The 15,616-nt window shown below is 50.2% G+C and carries 14 protein-coding genes; 11 read left to right on the top strand and 3 right to left on the bottom strand.

Annotation, left to right across the window (positions count from 1 at the left end):
• The first annotated feature begins 1 nt into the window (after position 1).
• The 11 genes from SPIRS_RS02555 (at position 2) to SPIRS_RS02505 (ending at position 11,507) form a co-directional block, all read left to right on the top strand.
• Positions 2-1,051 carry an ABC transporter permease subunit gene (locus SPIRS_RS02555; RefSeq protein WP_013253115.1) on the top strand — a complete coding sequence of 350 codons (1,050 nt, stop codon included), beginning with the start codon at positions 2-4 and terminating at the stop codon, positions 1,049-1,051.
• A 3-nt stretch (positions 1,052-1,054) separates the two neighbouring features.
• Complete coding sequence (locus tag SPIRS_RS02550; protein ID WP_013253114.1) at positions 1,055-2,209, top strand: ABC transporter permease; 1,155 nt, start codon at positions 1,055-1,057, stop codon at positions 2,207-2,209.
• Entirely contained in the window at positions 2,206-2,607 is a 402-nt protein-coding gene (locus SPIRS_RS02545) for a DUF6672 family protein (RefSeq protein WP_013253113.1), read from the top strand. Before SPIRS_RS02550 ends, SPIRS_RS02545 begins: the two co-directional genes overlap by 4 nt.
• 160 nt (positions 2,608-2,767) lie before the next feature.
• The gene (locus SPIRS_RS02540) at positions 2,768-4,678 is read left to right on the top strand and encodes a U32 family peptidase (protein ID WP_041866199.1); all 1,911 of its coding nucleotides are present in this window, start codon (positions 2,768-2,770) and stop codon (positions 4,676-4,678) included.
• Entirely contained in the window at positions 4,659-5,918 is a 1,260-nt protein-coding gene (locus SPIRS_RS02535; RefSeq protein WP_013253111.1) for an aspartate aminotransferase family protein, read from the top strand. Before SPIRS_RS02540 ends, SPIRS_RS02535 begins: the two co-directional genes overlap by 20 nt.
• A gap of 168 nt (positions 5,919-6,086) precedes the next feature.
• The gene (locus SPIRS_RS02530; RefSeq protein ID WP_013253110.1) at positions 6,087-6,560 is read left to right on the top strand and encodes a hypothetical protein; all 474 of its coding nucleotides are present in this window, start codon (positions 6,087-6,089) and stop codon (positions 6,558-6,560) included.
• 93 nt (positions 6,561-6,653) lie between these two features.
• Positions 6,654-7,490, top strand: coding sequence for a 4Fe-4S binding protein (locus SPIRS_RS02525; RefSeq protein WP_013253109.1), 837 nt, complete (start codon positions 6,654-6,656; stop codon positions 7,488-7,490).
• Positions 7,487-8,221, top strand: a complete 735-nt coding sequence (locus SPIRS_RS02520) for a hypothetical protein (protein ID WP_013253108.1) — start codon at positions 7,487-7,489, stop codon at positions 8,219-8,221. Before SPIRS_RS02525 ends, SPIRS_RS02520 begins: the two co-directional genes overlap by 4 nt.
• Positions 8,222-8,229: 8 nt before the next feature.
• Positions 8,230-8,919 (top strand): DUF2202 domain-containing protein, encoded by a 690-nt coding sequence (locus SPIRS_RS02515; protein WP_013253107.1) that lies wholly within the window; start codon positions 8,230-8,232, stop codon positions 8,917-8,919.
• The gene (locus SPIRS_RS02510) at positions 8,916-10,187 is read left to right on the top strand and encodes a sensor histidine kinase (protein WP_013253106.1); all 1,272 of its coding nucleotides are present in this window, start codon (positions 8,916-8,918) and stop codon (positions 10,185-10,187) included. The genes SPIRS_RS02515 and SPIRS_RS02510 overlap by 4 nt, the downstream gene beginning before the upstream one ends.
• 6 nt (positions 10,188-10,193) lie before the next feature.
• Complete coding sequence (locus SPIRS_RS02505; RefSeq protein ID WP_013253105.1) at positions 10,194-11,507, top strand: sigma-54-dependent transcriptional regulator; 1,314 nt, start codon at positions 10,194-10,196, stop codon at positions 11,505-11,507.
• On the opposite strand, the gene SPIRS_RS02500 is transcribed toward SPIRS_RS02505, so the two are convergent.
• From SPIRS_RS02500 to SPIRS_RS02490, 3 genes are all read right to left on the bottom strand, one after another.
• Positions 11,476-12,684, bottom strand: a complete 1,209-nt coding sequence (locus SPIRS_RS02500; protein WP_013253104.1) for an MFS transporter — start codon at positions 12,682-12,684, stop codon at positions 11,476-11,478. The genes SPIRS_RS02505 and SPIRS_RS02500 overlap by 32 nt on opposite strands.
• Before the next feature lie 28 nt (positions 12,685-12,712).
• The gene (locus SPIRS_RS02495) at positions 12,713-14,710 is read right to left on the bottom strand and encodes a methyl-accepting chemotaxis protein (RefSeq protein WP_013253103.1); all 1,998 of its coding nucleotides are present in this window, start codon (positions 14,708-14,710) and stop codon (positions 12,713-12,715) included.
• Positions 14,711-14,829: 119 nt separating this feature from the next.
• The gene (locus tag SPIRS_RS02490; RefSeq protein ID WP_013253102.1) at positions 14,830-15,555 is read right to left on the bottom strand and encodes a metallophosphoesterase family protein; all 726 of its coding nucleotides are present in this window, start codon (positions 15,553-15,555) and stop codon (positions 14,830-14,832) included.
• Positions 15,556-15,616 lie beyond the last annotated feature (61 nt).

The raw sequence follows: 15,616 nt of genomic DNA, 5'->3' as shown, positions 1-15,616 counted from the left end.
TATGGAATCGATACGAACATTTATAGAGCGGGTCGGATGGCCACGCATCATTATTGCAATCTTTTTGTTTACCCTTTTTATTGCCGCTCCCTTTGTAGAGGTCAAGGTTTCGACCTCCATCAGCGACACGCTGATCCGTTTCGGCATGAACGGGGTTATGGTTCTCGCCATGGTTCCCATGGTACAGTCGGGCTGCGGCCTCAACTTCGGCCTTCCTTTAGGAATTATCAGCGGCCTACTCGGTGCGGTCCTCACCATCGAGCTCGGGATAACAGGGTTTCCCGCTTTTCTGACGGCTATAGCCATTACAACCCCCTTTGCCTTGCTTTTCGGTTTTGGATATGGAAAACTCCTCAACCGCGTTAAGGGGAACGAAATGGTTATCGCCACCTACGTCGGCTTCTCCTCGGTCGCATTTATGTGCATAATGTGGCTTCTTTTGCCGCTCAAAAGTCCCACCATGGTGTGGGGCTACGGAGGAGAAGGCCTTCGAACCACCATCAGCACTGAGGGATTCTACCTTCACGTTCTCAACGACTTCCTTGCCGTTCATATCGGAAAGGACTTTTCTTTTCCCACAGGCATGATCCTCTTCCTTGCCGTAATATGTCTTTTCGTCTGGGCCTTTTTTCATACAAAGACCGGTACCGCGATGACAGCCGTCGGTTCCAATCCCGATTATGCACGGGCGGCCGGCATCAGCGTGGATAAAATGCGAACCATAAGCGTCATGATGTCCACCTGGCTCGGAGGCGTCGGCATCCTGGTTTATCAGCAAAGCTTCGGATTCATTCAGCTCTACATGGGCCCCTTCTATATGGCATTTCCGGCTGTGGCCGCCATCCTCATCGGTGGAGCCAGCGTCCATAAGGCATCCATCTACAATGTATTGATCGGAACCTTTCTCTTTCAGGGGATACTCACCATGACGCCGTCGGTCATGAACAGTATCATCAACACCGATATGTCCGAGGTGATCAGGATCATCGTATCAAACGGTATGATCCTCTACGCTCTCACCAGGGTCACTCGAAGCGGAAGCAGGGGGTAGACGATGAAAGAAAGAAAAGCAACAAGTGCCTCCAAGGTCTCTCCCCTCAAACGGGTTAAGCTTCTCATTTCCGAATATCCGGTTCCCACACTCTTTATCATCATCAGTATACTGGCCATTCCGGCTTCAGGATTCTCCGCAGGATATCTTATCCAGGAACTGATAACCAGACTGGTTCGTAACAGCTTCCTCGTTTTAAGCCTGATCATTCCCATTATGGCCGGTATGGGGCTCAATTTTGGGATGACCCTCGGGGCAATGGCAGGCCAGATCGCCCTGATCTTCGTCACGGACTGGAACATCATCGGCCTAAACGGACTTTTCCTGGCTATGATTCTCTCGATCCCCATGTCCCTTCTCTTCGGTTATGCCACGGGACAAATACTGAACAAGGCAAAGGGGCGAGAGATGGTCACCAGTTTCATTCTTGCTTTCTTTGCAAACGGCATTTATCAGCTGATCGTCCTCTACGGTATGGGAAGTGTTATTAGGATCGGAAGTAATGCCTTAGTACTCAGCAGGGGCTACGGTATCAGAAATGCTGTAAACCTGATCAATGTGCGGCAGGTGATGGATAATCTCATTCCCCTTAAGATATTCGGCATTAATATTCCGCTTGCAACCTTCATGTTTATAACCCTGCTTTGTCTTTTCATCCTCTGGTTCAAGAAGACAAAACTTGGCCAGGACATGAGGGCCATCGGCCAGGATATGGCCGTGGCCGATGCCGCGGGAATCGCCGTGGAAAAGACGAGAATTACCGCCATTATCATCTCAACGGTATTGGCAGGGATCGGGCAGATCATTTATCTGCAAAACATCGGGACCATGAATACCTATAACAGCCATGAGCAGATCGGCATGTTTTCTATCGCAGCCATTCTTATCGGTGGGGCAACGGTGAGCAAAGCGAAGATCGGAAACGTCTTTCTCGGCGTTATTCTCTTCCACCTGATGTTCATCGTCAGTCCCATGGCAGGCAAGAACCTCATCGGTTCCGCAATGCTCGGTGAGTACTTCAGGGTATTTATCTCTTACGGTGTCATCTCCATAGCCCTGGTACTGCACGCATGGAAACGGCTAAAAGAGCAGGAACGGGCAAGGGCAGGCGCAGGCCTACAAGGAGGCGACAGTCCTACAGAGGAGGCAGAAGCGTGATAAAACGAAAACTTCTCGTCCGCTCGGTGGGGTTCATCATAGTCGTACTTATTGCCGTTTTGCTGTATATAAACGGCAAAGGCTACACCCTCCTGCTCGATAATAAAGATATGGAGATTGACGGTATCAGCTATCAGGCACTGGAGATGGTAACGGTCCAGATAGACCATCACGAGCCTGTCGAGCTTTATCCCCGGGATCGTGATATGGTTCTTGTTCCGGGGAAAGGTCATAAGGCGACGGTTACCATCTACGATAAGCAGTACAATGAAATAGCCGCTAAAAAGCTCAGTTTTCATATCAAGGGGAAAGGAGAGATGTTTCTGCTCTCCTTCCCGGCTCTGGCTCAGGACGCCGAACGGTGGGTTATCCCCTTTACTCCACCCTCGCCACAGTAATCATATTGCATTGAACAGATAGGAGGTATCCGCCGATCGGATACCTCCCTATTATTGATAAAGCAGGCCCTTTCTCCGTGTATTGACGGTTATCGTCGACTGGGATCCTCTCCCACAGGGAGGGGAAGAAGAAACCGTTTTGATTCGGTATACTACCGCTATGAGCAGAGTGTATAACAACAAACAGATAGAGCTCCTTGCACCGGCCGGAACCTTCGAGATTTTCAAAGAACTCATGCACTCTTCCTGCGATGCCGTCTATTGCGGAGGAAGTCAACTGAATATGAGAATGATACGGAAGGGCTACAACCTTTCCAGGGAAGAATTAAGAGAGGCCGTCTTTTTAGCACGGGAAGCCGATAAAAACATATACATCACGGTAAACAGCTTACTTGATGAAAACGAATTGGCCGAGGCAGAAGAATATCTGATTTTTCTGGAAGAGATCGGCCCCGATGCCATTATCATTCAGGACACGGCGATTCTCTCGCTTATCAATCGCTTGAAGCTTAGCATACCACTCCATGCATCGGTGATGATGAATGTCCACAACACCGAAATGATCAATGTTCTTGAAGCACACGGCATCAAACGGGTTGTTCTCTCCCGTGAGATGCCGCTCTCCGAGGTTAAGGCCATTGCCAAGCAGACAAATGTGGAACTCGAATATTTTACCCACGGAGATATGTGTGTTGCACATGGCTCACTGTGCTACTACAGCTCCTATCTCTTCGGTATGTCGAGTAACAGGGGCCGTTGTCTCAAGCCTTGTCGATGGCCCTATACACAGCCTACACAGCCGCAAGGCGCCTCCGGCCATCCCTTCCCTCTTGCGGTTAAGGATATGAACCTCTACGCCCACCTGTGGGAGCTTTTGGATGCCGGAGTCGTATCCTTTAAAATAGAAGGAAGGATGCGTTCAAAGGAGTTCATTACGGGGCTCGTTGATACCTACGGCAGGGCCTTTGATGCATTTCTTGCCGATCCCCTTGGGCAGATGCGGCCGGAAAGCTCCGCTGTCGAGCCCTTCAAAAAGCGGGATTTTTCCACAGGCTATGCATTTGGGGTTCCGGGCCTGGAGAATATCAATACAAGGGGAGAAGGCACAGGAGATTTCTACTCTACAAAAAAGATGTTCAGTACCCCGACAAAGGAGCGGGAGGTAGATGCGGTACAAACCGAAAAACTCCGTGCACGGCTCCTCGAAATACAGAGGACTCTAAAGCCCTCCCCAGGGCAGCCGGGTCTATCGGTGCGGGTCAATTCTATCGAACAGGGACGACGTGTTCTCAAATCGGGGAGCGGGATAAGGAGGATCTACCTCTCGAGCGAGCCCTTTGCACCGGTGATGCCCTTTACCCTATCCGAACTTGACGGCTTTCAAAAGGAGTGCAGAAAGAGTGATATCACGCTTTTTCTTGCCTTTCCCAGAATGGTAACAGATAGCCAGTTCTCTCTTTTCAGAGCCTATCTTGCCCAAAAACCTTCGGTCGATGGTTTTCTTTTGAGCAATCTTGGGCTTTTTCGCCTTTTTGAAGGAGAAGAGTATCAATTAACCTGTGACAGCTCGATGAATATATACAACCCACAGGCTGCCGCCTTTTATGAGGAAGCGGGAGCGAAGGGCTGGACCTCTTCGATAGAGCTTCCCGCCCCTTCCCTGATACGCTTGCCGACCCTGGCTGCCGCAGCGGGTTGCACAGGTGAGGCCGAACTTATCTATCATGGATTACCCGACGTCATGTATCTTGATCATGACGTTAGCGGTCGTAAAGCAGACTCATGGTTCTTGGAGACAGAGGCCGGAAGACTCCAGATCAAGAGAGATTACTGGAACCATTATCACCTGTTACCGGTAAAGGAGCTCACGCTGATGCCCCTTACGGATATCTTCATGAAGTCGGGATACGACCTGCTGAGGCTGGAGTTGCAGGCCTATGGGCCGGAAGAGACAAGCAGTATCATGAAAGCAGCCCTCACCTGTATGGATCATCCTGAAAAGGGAGATCTCGTTCTCGAATCATTACAAGCTCAATCGAAAGGATGTACCTATGGCGCATATCAATACTGACAAAAACAGTGAGTACCTTGGTCCGGAAAAGATTATCGAGTTGAAGCAAAAATACTTGATTCCCTGTTCCTATCATTTCTACCGAAGGCCGCCCCAAATCGTGCGGGCCTCAGGGACCAAGGTCTACGACAGCACCGGGAAGGTTTACACCGATTTTTTTGCCGGGGTTTCGGTCATGAGCTGCGGACACTGCAACCCGCAGATCAACAATCGTGTTATACAGCAGCTGAACACCCTTCAGCATACCACCTCCATCTACCTTACCCAGCCGGTTGTCGAGCTTGCCCGCCGTCTCGCAGAAATACTCCCGGGAACCATATGTCGAAGCTTTTTCTGCAATTCCGGATCCGAGGCCAACGAAAGCGCCCTGCTGGCAGCGCGATTGTTTACCCAAAAACGAAAATTCATCGCCATGGAGGGATCGCTTCACGGTCGTACCTTTCTCACAACAGGGGTAACGGCAATCCCCATGTGGAGAACCGATCCCTTTGTAGACGAGGTTCCTGTCAGCTTCGCCTCAGATGAGTCGGCGGTGATGGAACTGCTCCTCAATGAGGGACCGGAAACGGCCGCCCTAATCGTCGAACCCATTCAGGGCAACGGAGGGATCAGACCGCTTCCCCCATCCTTTTTCGATCGCATAGCTGCCGAACTGAAACGGCAGAAGGTACTTCTGATCAGCGACGAGATTCAAAGCGGCTTTGGAAGGAGCGGCAAGATGTTTGCCATAGAGCACTACCCGGTGGAGCCGGACATGATTACCGGAGCCAAGGCCCTCGGTAACGGCTTTCCCATTGGCTTCTTCGCTGCAAGGCCGGACATTGCCGCCGCCTTTACAAAGCCCTCGGCATCCACCCTCGGAGGAAATCCCGTATCATGTACAGCCGGTCTTGCCGTACTCGATTTCATCAAATCGGAAAAGCTTGTGTCCCGGGCAGCGGAATACGGAGACCTGCTCATGTCGGAACTTCGTCAGGTGGCAAAGGCCGCCCCCTTTCTGAACGCCCCAAGGGGATTGGGCCTGATGGTAGGCATGGAGGTAGGGGCTTATCAAGGCAAAGCCGCCCCTGATATAACCGACGAGATCCTTGAAGCAATGAAGGAAAAGGGGTTCCTCATCGGCAAGAACGGAGTCAACAGAAACGTGCTTGCCTTCCAGCCTCCATTGATTATTGAAAAAGCAGAAATAACGGCAATGGCCGACGCCTTGGGGCAAACAGCCTCTCATATCCTCGGTTGACGAACTCACCGGGAAAAAATTTCCCATTTTTTTGCTATGGGAAATTTTTTCCCCTGTGAGCCCCCAATCTTCTCGAAATCTTACCAGAAAACAACATCAATATTGGCATGGTTCCTGCTTATACAGTTGTAGAAATCATACGAAGCCGCAATGCGGCAAGGAGGAATCATGAAGCTATTCGGAAAAATGGCAATCATCACCGTCGGGTTACTTTTCATGTCGGTGGCACTGTTCGCAAACGGAACCAGAGAGGCCGTTCCCGTGAGAGGCGTCGCAGGCAGCGGCTCACGTTTTGCAGCCCCACTCGAGCAGCTCAACGCCGAAGGAACCTTGGTCATGGAGGATGGGCAATATTTATTTCGGTCCGGAGGGAAACTCTACACGATTAGTGCTCCCGGTTATCCCCGTAGTGGATTTTTACCCAAAGAAGGAACGACAATGGAGGTAGAGGCTGATCTTTATGCCCCCCTTGATATCTGCCCTGTGGCCAATGACGGTCACCTGGTAGTGCGGAGAGCAACGGTAGAAGGGAGGGAATATGAACTTATGACAGCCTCTCGCGGGTTTGGTCCATCGGGAAGAGGCCGATCCGGAGGCTATGGACGAAGCGGTAGGGGTTACGGAATGTACCGGGCAAACTAGAGCGAAGGAACAGAAGCTCAAGGGGCGGCCCGGCTACGAGGGGGCCGCCTTTCCTTGTCCAGGTCATAACCATCTTTAAAAGGAGAAACAGGAATGAAGCAGGTAAAAAGGAGAAAAAAGACTCTTCGGACATTCGTCCAAATCTTTTTCTTTATTGTGATTGCACTTATTACTGTTAATCATGCTCTTGAAGAGAAAGGGATGGCCACCATCCCGCTGTTTGCCTCGGCATCCACCCATGCGGTTTGTCCGTTTGGCGGGGTAGTTACCCTGGGCCAGCTTTTCACAAGCGGAACCTTTATCTCAAAGATCCATGAGTCGTCGATCGTACTGATGATCGCAGCCTTTCTCATCGCCATTCTTTTCGGACCCGCTTTTTGCGGATGGGTCTGTCCCTTCGGAACCGTTCAAGAGTTCGTGGGAAAGATAGGAAAGAAGATCTTTGGGAATAGGTACAACAGGATCCTTTCTCCAAAAATCGATCGGCCCCTTCGTTTCCTTCGCTATGTTGTTCTTCTCTGGGTTCTCTATAGTACAACAGTGACAGGTAAACTGATATTTGCCGATTATGATCCCTACTATGCACTTTTTAATTTCTGGAGCGGAGAAGTCGCCATAAGCGGAATAGTCATTCTATTCATTATTTTGCTGCTTTCGCTTTTGGTAGAACGCCCCTTCTGCAAGTACGCCTGCCCCTATGGAGCACTCCTGGGCCTCTTCAACCTTGTAAGGATCTTCGGGATACGGCGGCGCGATTCAAGCTGCATCAACTGTAAGGCCTGCGATAAGGCCTGCCCCATGAACATCACCGTCTCAACGGCAGAAAAGGTACGCAACCATCAGTGCATCAGCTGTCTGAAATGCACAAGCGAGGCAGCCTGCCCGGTTCCCCGGACGGTAGAATTTGCAGGAGGAGGGAAAGAGGCATGAGGCAGTTCAACATATCGGGGAAAATCCTTGCCCTATCGATTGTCCTCTTATTCGGTCTCAGTATCGGCGGTTCCATGATCATCGGTTACTGGCGAACCGAAAGCAGCAAAATCCCAACAAGAATAGAAAGCGGTCCCTTTGCGGGAGCCTATGATCCGGCGGCAATAAAAGGATCATATACCTTCGAGAATATTGAATCGGCCTTCAAAATACCCGTGGCACAATTGGCGGAGGCCTTCGTCTTTGCAGTGAGTGGAGAACCCGAAACGACCCAGCCGAAAAGCTTCGAAGCCTACCCGCAACCGGCTGAAGGAGAAGTGGGGACAGACAGCATGCGACTCTTTGTAAGTCTCTACACATCCATCCCCTATGAGGCTGAAGAGGATACCAGACTTCCCTATACCGCCCTTGCTCTTCTTAGGCGTGAAGGTAAGCTTGATGAGGCACGGTGGGCCGAACTGAAAGATCGTTACGGGGTCGAAATGGAGAGCCCGAATGAGGTGCCCAAAGCCCCCACCAGTGAGACCGGGAGTACACTGGAAATAAAAGGGAACACCACGTATGGTCAGCTGTTCGATGCCGGACTGACGACCCTAACTATTGAGGAAGTTATTGGCATTAAGGCCGGCAACCGTGACCAGGTGATCAGAGACCATCTTGGGGCTGCAGGCCTTGAATTCTCTCAGTACAAGGCCCTACTCCAGAAAAAAGTAGACAACGTTCAGAAATGAGGCAACCAATGAAACAGCTATCATCAAACTTTGCAGGAATTCTACTGTGCATCACCATCATGCTATTCCCACCGATTCTCCACGCACAACGAGGAGGCCCCCCCCAAGAGGCGCTCCCGCTTTCGCAAATTCTCGAAACGATTGAACCTGCATCTTTGAGTCAGTCGGAGAGAGAGGGGATTCTGCTGATGCACGAGGAGGAGAAGCTGGCACATGATCTTTACGAGGCCCTGTATGAAGCATGGAATATCCCCATCTTTGCAAATATCGCCAAAAGCGAGGCAAGCCATATGGAATGGGTGAAACTGCTTATCACACGCTACGCTCTTGAGGAGCCCGGCTCTGAGGCACCGGGAGAATTCGACAACAAGCATCTCAAACAGCTTTATGAGGAATTGCTCGATGAAGGAACGCTCTCTCTCGCCTCTGCATTTGAGGTCGGTGCCACCGTCGAGGATCTTGATATCTTTGATCTTGAACGACTGCTTCAGGAGAGTGATAACAAAGACATCAAGATAGTCTATCAGAATCTCAACAAGGGAAGCCGTAACCACCTAAGAAGCTTCAACGCCCAACTTCATCAAATAGGCAAACGGTATATTCCTAAACACATCGACCAGCAGCTTTTCCGTGCTATTATAGAAAGCGAAAACGAACGAGGAGTAGTGAGCGAACCCAACTTTATGTTCCCACGATGAAACAGCAACGATTTATCATACCGATACTAACCACCGCTGTCGCCCTGATCTTGGCACTTGGAAGCTTTGGCTCTCTCATTAGACAAAGCATACGCCACGACAGGCTTTTGGTAGAATCAGAGGTCGGAAAAATCGCTTCTTTTCTGACGGAACAGATGCTCACCTCATCGGTATCCGACCCACCGCCCCTTCCTGATCATGTGAGGGGGTTCGCCCTATACGGGAGCAACGGCCATGCAGTGATCGGCAGGGGGACATATCCATCCAAATTGGATACAACACGCTTCATCTCTTCCCCCCACGGAAGGACGAGCGGAATACCGCAGGAGAGGTGGATACGAGAAAAACAGGGATCCCTTCTGCTCCTCCGGGCCCTGGGGGGAGCAGGTATGAACGGGGCAGGCAATCTCCAGGGGCGGGGGGCAAGAGTCGGCATGCAATCGCAGGGGCGTCTGTTCCTTTATTTGGATTACGACACCGGAGCCTTTCTCTTCCAATCCAGGGCGCGTGTGTTTTTGCTTCTCTTCGGGGCCCTGCTTTTTATCGGCGCATCTGCAAGCAGCTGGATTTTCTATCGAAGAGTACGTTCCTATGAACGGGAACTCGAAGAGAAAAAGATCCTCACCGAACTAGGGTCTGCGGCAAGGACCTTGACTCACGAACTGAAAAACCCCCTTGCGGTCATCAGCATGCAGGAAAAGATCCTTCGCCGTCAGTTCGGCAAGGATAAGGACCTCACCGCCTCCCTCGATATCATCGGAGAGGAGACCGAACGAATTTCCGATATGATCGATCGAGTGCGTCTGCTTCTCAAGCAGCCGAAAGGCAGGCCGGAACCGATAGAGCTCGTTCCCCTACTTGAGGAACGTTCACAAAGGCTGCCCTTTCCCGTTACAATCCATGACAATACACAAGCCAGGTCACCCAGGATATTTTGCGACAAAACCCTTTTTGTTTCTGCCGTAGAGAATATCCTCAGAAACGGCAGGGAGGCTCAAGGCAGTGACACGCCCCCTCTTAGCGTCGACATATCGCTTCTTCGCAACAGTGTCGTGATCTCCTTTGCAGACGCTGGGAAAGGGATTCCCTACGACGATAAAGAGAAAATTTTCCATCCCTTTTTCACCACCAAGCAAAACGGCTTCGGAGTGGGATTATCGTTGGTAAAGAGCTTCGCGGAAAACGCAGGGGGATCGATAGAATGCCGGAATAAAGAGGCGGGCGGGACCATCTTTCGTCTCACATTTCCCCTGTACCAGAAAGGATAACGAGCTATGTATACCATACTTCTTGTTGATGATGAAAAAAACCTGCGGACATCAATAGCGCACTTTTTTTCCCTTGAAGGCATAGAAACCGAAGAGGCAAGCAACGGTCTTGCCGCTCAGCAGCTTCTCATGAAACACCACTTTGACGCGGTCATCACCGATCTGAAGATGCCAGGGATGAACGGACTCGAACTCTTGGAGTGGATCGGTGAAAGCGGCCCCGATATCCCGGTTTTTATGATCTCCGCCTTTGGAGAGGTGGAAGATGCCGTCCAGGCAATGAAGAAGGGGGCCGTCGACTATGTAGTAAAGCCCTTCGATCCCGAAGAACTTATCCTTCGGTTGAGAAGAGAGCTGGAGCGGCGAAAGCTTCAGAAGCTTACCAACACGATACCCACCGACGATGATTACACCGGGGAGAGTCCTGCCATGCGACAGCTTTTTTCTCTGGCGAGAAAGGTGGCACCGACGGCCTCAAATGTTCTCATTACCGGTGAAAGCGGCACAGGAAAAGAGGTAATGGCCCGTTTCCTCCATAATCATTCCGATCGCAGCAAGAACAATTTTCAGGCGGTCAATCTTGGAGGAATACCCGAGAGCCTCATGGAAAGTGAGTTGTTCGGCTATGAAAAAGGGTCCTTTACCGGAGCGGATCACAGAAAAATTGGTTATTTTGAAGCTTCAAATGGGGGGACCATCTTTCTCGACGAGGTAGGTGAAGCGCCTCTCGCCCTTCAAGTAAAGCTATTGAGGGTACTTCAGGAAAAAGCCGTCACGCGGGTGGGCGGTACCGGTACAATCCCTCTTGATATCAGAATCATCGCCGCCACAAACAAGGATCTTGATGCAATGGTAAAGGCGCGCGACTTCAGAGATGACCTCTACTATCGGCTGAACGTCATCCATCTCCAGCTTCCTGCCCTGAGGGAACGACGTGAAGATATTCCATTTCTGGCCGAGACCTTTCGCAGCAAATTTGCCTCATCCATGGGAAAAACAATCACGGGTTTCTCCGACGATGCAATGAAAGCGCTGCAACACTATTCTTTTCCCGGGAATATTCGAGAGTTGGAAAATATGGTCGAACGAGCGATGATCCTTGCAGAGCCACCGCTGCTGGAACGTAAGGATTTCCCCCTTCATCAGGAAGAAGGGCCCCAAACTCCCAAAGGCAGTCTTCGAGAACTGGAGCGAGAAGCGATTCTGGAAGCCCTTCTGAGAAATAACGGACACAGGGAAAAAAGTGCCGCAGAACTGGGCATCACCCGCAGAACGCTTCTGAACAAAATCAACGAGTACGGGATTTCAATCCCGGAATGAGCCTCAAAAGTACAGTCAGGCTAAAAACGGAAAAAGCCAACACAAGCGGCACTCCCCAAAAGTGGTGGTAATCGACGATGCCATCCACTCCGGTAGCTCGATCATAGACAAAGCCGGAAAGCAGGCTACCTGCCAAAGTGCCAAAGCCCTCTATAATCAAGAAAAAAAGCTGCTGAACCCCCGCTCTCGACTCTTTATCTGCAAAGGTATTTATATATATAAAGGAGACGGTGAAAAAAAAGGCAAACGAAGGGCCGTGGAATGCGATGCCAAGGAGTGCACTTGCGGGACTTGTTCCAAGATAAAATGCGAGGAAACGGCAAATCTCCATCGTCACCCCAAGCATCATAACCGTTCGATAGGAAAAAAAGCGAAAGAGGATCACCAGAAAGAGCATGCTAACCGCCTCCATAACCTGTCCAAGGCTCATGGCGGGTAGCATAACGGCATCACTGAAGCCAAGGGAACGGAGATAGGGAGGTATACCAAAATAGTAATAACGCTGGGTTATTTGCATCAAAAAAGCAGTTATCCCGACAAGAATGACCCCGGGATTCGTGAAGACCTTGAAGGCCGCACGAGGGAACAACTCTTTTCTCCTCGGTGCAGAGGAACGGGAAGAAGGCAGGGTCAACGCATACATCCCCAGCAGTACATCGACCACGGCGGTAGCTACCAACGCATCGGAAACGGATCCCTTGCCGAGGCGAAGCCAGAAAAAGCTAAAGAGCCATCCGGAGCAGACCCACCCGATCGTTCCCCATAGCCTGATTCCTCCGAAAGAATTTCCCCTATCCGGTGAATGGTGGAATACAATGGTATTCGAAATCGCAGTTGCGGGGACCATCAGACTCATATAGAAGAGATAACACAACAAGACGGGCAGAAAGGAGCGCTGAAGATACAAAAGAAAGATTGCAACGGCGGCTAAGAATTCAACCAAGGCAAAAAGGCGTTCGGCCGACATGATTCGATCGGTTACAAAGGCACCCAGAAGAGGCGAAATAAAAGCAGCCAGGGAGGCAAAAGAAAGAATCAGCCCCGCTCCGGATCCCCCAAAACCAAGCTCCTGGTTGAGATAAAGACTCATAAGAGGAAGCGAAGCCCCGGTGGCAAAATAATGTAAAAACATCATAGCCGAAAGCCGGAGCTTAAGGGTGGGTATAGTATTATCCACTTTGTTCCTTTATTGAATATCGGAATCCTTACTCCGTATCCCTCTCTTCGGTTCCATTACTTTTTTCATCCTCTTCGACCTCTTCAGAGGCTAAGTCCGGCACTTCAAGTGTTTCAAGTGCAGATTGAGTATCATGCTCTTCGTCGAAACTCTCAAGCTCTTCCGCATCTTCCACTCTCTCATTTTCTTCGGTCCGGAAAAAGCGAACCGCTTCATCCATAGCCTCTGAGATACCGCTCACCTTTTCAGTGAGGTCACTGACAGTCATCATTGCATTACCGACCTCGGAAAGACCGGCAGTAATTTCGCTGATACTGCCCAAGACCTCGGCGGAGATACGATCGACCTGCGCCATGGCGTCCTTGACGGTACCGGCGGCATCACCCATCTGATCACCGCCTTCACGGACCTTCGAAGAAACATCCTGAAGACTTGTCATTGCTTCAAGAATCTGCTGCCCTCCAGCCTGCAACTCCATCATACTGGAGTTGATCTCATCAAGGCTGCTCGCCACGCCCCTGACCTCGGTATCGATATCGGCAAAGGCGCGCTTTGTAGCGGAACCGGCATCGCTTGCCTCCTGAATACGGGCAATCATCTCTTTGATGACCTTGGCAATCTGCTTGGAATTAAGGGAAGAGGCCTCTGCAAGCTTTCGGATTTCTTCAGCTACAACGGCAAAGCCTCTACCGTATTCACCGGCATGAGCAGCCTCAATGGCGGCATTCATGGCCAAGAGGTTGGTCTGGGCAGCCACATTCTGAATGATATCGGTGGTTCCCCGAATCTCCCCTATCCGGCCGTTTATCTCTTCGATAATAGCAGTGGTCGCATCAAGCTGATTTCCGCCGGTCTGAGCGGTCTGCACCAATTTTTCGGTGGCCGCCCGTTTCTTCTGGGTAATATCCGCAACATTACCGATTGAAGCGATCATTTCCGTTACCGAACTGGTGGACTCTTCCACCATGGCTACCTGATCGTTCAGAGCATCGCTCAGACCACCAATTCCCTCGGTAACGACATCGACCTCTTTCGTGGACTCCCGAATCTGAACATCCAGTTTGGACATCTGATCTTTGATAGAAGAGGCTCCGGCACTCATCTGCTGAACCGATGCCGATGTCTCGTTGATAGTGACCACAAGATCCTCTTTAACGGTGATATTCTCTCCGCTGGTTATCTTGATATTCTCTACGGTGGTTGAAAGAGCCTCGATAAAACGATTCAGGTCGGCACTAAGGCGACCGAGATCGTCCTTTGAAATAACCTCGGCACGAACGGTCAAATCACCATCGGTCAAATCGGAAATGGCACGCTCAATTTTTATAACGCCCTTTCCAATGGTATTTGCAATCCGCACGGCAACAAAAACCATAACCAAAAAGAGAAGCGCCATGATACCGAGAACCGTATAGGTACTCTTCTTTTCAATCTTCGCCACTTCATCTTCAATCATACTGTACTGTTCACCGATAACCTCAACTGCAGAATTGAGGTTCATATCGGCAACATAGATCGCAGAAATAAAATTGGAGATCAGAAGTTGGTATTGTTGGATCTTCGGATGGGACTTTGCCCTGGCATTGGTATAAAAATCTAGCATCTCGATGGAACCGGAGAAGACAAAGACATCTTTCGCAGCATCCATCATCTGCCCCACAAGCTTTTCTGTTTCACTATATTTTTCCCGGAACAGCTCGTCGAGCCTAAGGATAATGGAAACCGACTTTTCGATTTTGGCGTTTAAGGAAGGCAGCGTCTTGAGATTTTTCACTATTATGAAGGTCTCATCAACTGCCGCTTTTGCTTCCTGAACCTGCTTCCATTGCTGCTCTATGCTGGTTGCGTCGAGACGGTTCATCTCAGCACGTAACGTCATCAATCGAGTCCTCAGGTCATCAAAAACATAACGTTCCTGCTGGATCTGTTTCAAAGGCATCCTTGAAATGGTATAGGCTCCGATTGCCAACAGGAAGACAACGATGATGCCACTAACTAATAATATAAGCTTTCCCCGTATCGACACAGCTTTCCCCTTTTAATGATATAAGAAAATGGACAATTTTTAATGATTATACCGTTTCTTGAGAAAATTCTCAAGGCGTTTTTGTTGGTATCTAAAATACAACAACATAAAACAGTGCATCAAATATCGGACTGTAAAAGCTGAATCAATTGGTACGGCGCTCCCAGCCGCTTCAGCTTTTCCACGGTTCGATTCTTGGGATAGACGATGCGCCGAAAAGTAAAAAAACCCGATTCTGTGTCGAGCAAGATAAATGCAGCACGACCGTCGCCGTCCCGAGGGATTCCGCAACTTCCTGGATTGGCAAGCCACATTTGTCCCGGCGGCCTCATCCTTTTTCCGTAACGGGGCTGATGATAACGGAGGGCTCGTTTGCTCAGACTAAAAAGTGCCGGAACATGGGTATGCCCGTACAGACAAGCAGGCGTATCCATGAGAGAAAAAGCCTCGGCTGCCGAGTGACCATCCAGAATATAGCGCCACACAGGCCCTGCAGGACTGCCATGGACAAGAGTATATCCATCCCGATAAGCGATCTCCGGTAGTTTAGAGAGATAGTGCCTGCTTTGTCCGCTCAACCGCTCGGCCGTCCATTCAATCATGGTTCGCGCCACCGGAGAAAAAAGATCCCATTTCTCTCCCCTTCCGGCACCGAGATCATGGTTTCCCATTACCGCTACAACTTCCTTTCCGGCAAGTATCTCAATACAATCATTGGGATCAGGGCCATAGCCGACAATATCACCGAGACACCAGATTTGCTGATACTCCCCCTCGCATTCGGAAAGAACGGTTTCAAGAGCCTCCCGATTTCCATGAATGTCTGAAAGAACAAGTATCTTCATTTTTTCTCCTCATCATCATTCTATACGCTAATTCCTCTTGCAAAAAGGGATAAGGATGCGG

The sequence above is a fragment of the Sediminispirochaeta smaragdinae DSM 11293 genome, from assembly GCF_000143985.1.
In the GTDB taxonomy this organism is placed as follows: domain Bacteria; phylum Spirochaetota; class Spirochaetia; order DSM-16054; family Sediminispirochaetaceae; genus Sediminispirochaeta; species Sediminispirochaeta smaragdinae.
This window is presented reverse-complemented; position numbering and strand designations above follow the sequence as displayed.

Excerpts from the sequence above, each read along its gene's own strand:
- SPIRS_RS02555 (WP_013253115.1), top strand. The coding sequence starts at position 2 with ATGGAATCGATACGAACATTTATAGAGCGGGTCGGATGGCCACGCATC.
- SPIRS_RS02550 (WP_013253114.1), top strand. The coding sequence starts at position 1,055 with ATGAAAGAAAGAAAAGCAACAAGTGCCTCCAAGGTCTCTCCCCTCAAA.
- SPIRS_RS02540 (WP_041866199.1), top strand. The coding sequence starts at position 2,768 with ATGAGCAGAGTGTATAACAACAAACAGATAGAGCTCCTTGCACCGGCC.
- SPIRS_RS02535 (WP_013253111.1), top strand. The coding sequence starts at position 4,659 with ATGGCGCATATCAATACTGACAAAAACAGTGAGTACCTTGGTCCGGAA.
- SPIRS_RS02530 (WP_013253110.1), top strand. The coding sequence starts at position 6,087 with ATGAAGCTATTCGGAAAAATGGCAATCATCACCGTCGGGTTACTTTTC.
- SPIRS_RS02525 (WP_013253109.1), top strand. The coding sequence starts at position 6,654 with ATGAAGCAGGTAAAAAGGAGAAAAAAGACTCTTCGGACATTCGTCCAA.
- SPIRS_RS02520 (WP_013253108.1), top strand. The coding sequence starts at position 7,487 with ATGAGGCAGTTCAACATATCGGGGAAAATCCTTGCCCTATCGATTGTC.
- SPIRS_RS02515 (WP_013253107.1), top strand. The coding sequence starts at position 8,230 with ATGAAACAGCTATCATCAAACTTTGCAGGAATTCTACTGTGCATCACC.
- SPIRS_RS02510 (WP_013253106.1), top strand. The coding sequence starts at position 8,916 with ATGAAACAGCAACGATTTATCATACCGATACTAACCACCGCTGTCGCC.
- SPIRS_RS02505 (WP_013253105.1), top strand. The coding sequence starts at position 10,194 with ATGTATACCATACTTCTTGTTGATGATGAAAAAAACCTGCGGACATCA.
- SPIRS_RS02490 (WP_013253102.1), bottom strand. The coding sequence starts at position 15,555 with ATGAAGATACTTGTTCTTTCAGACATTCATGGAAATCGGGAGGCTCTT.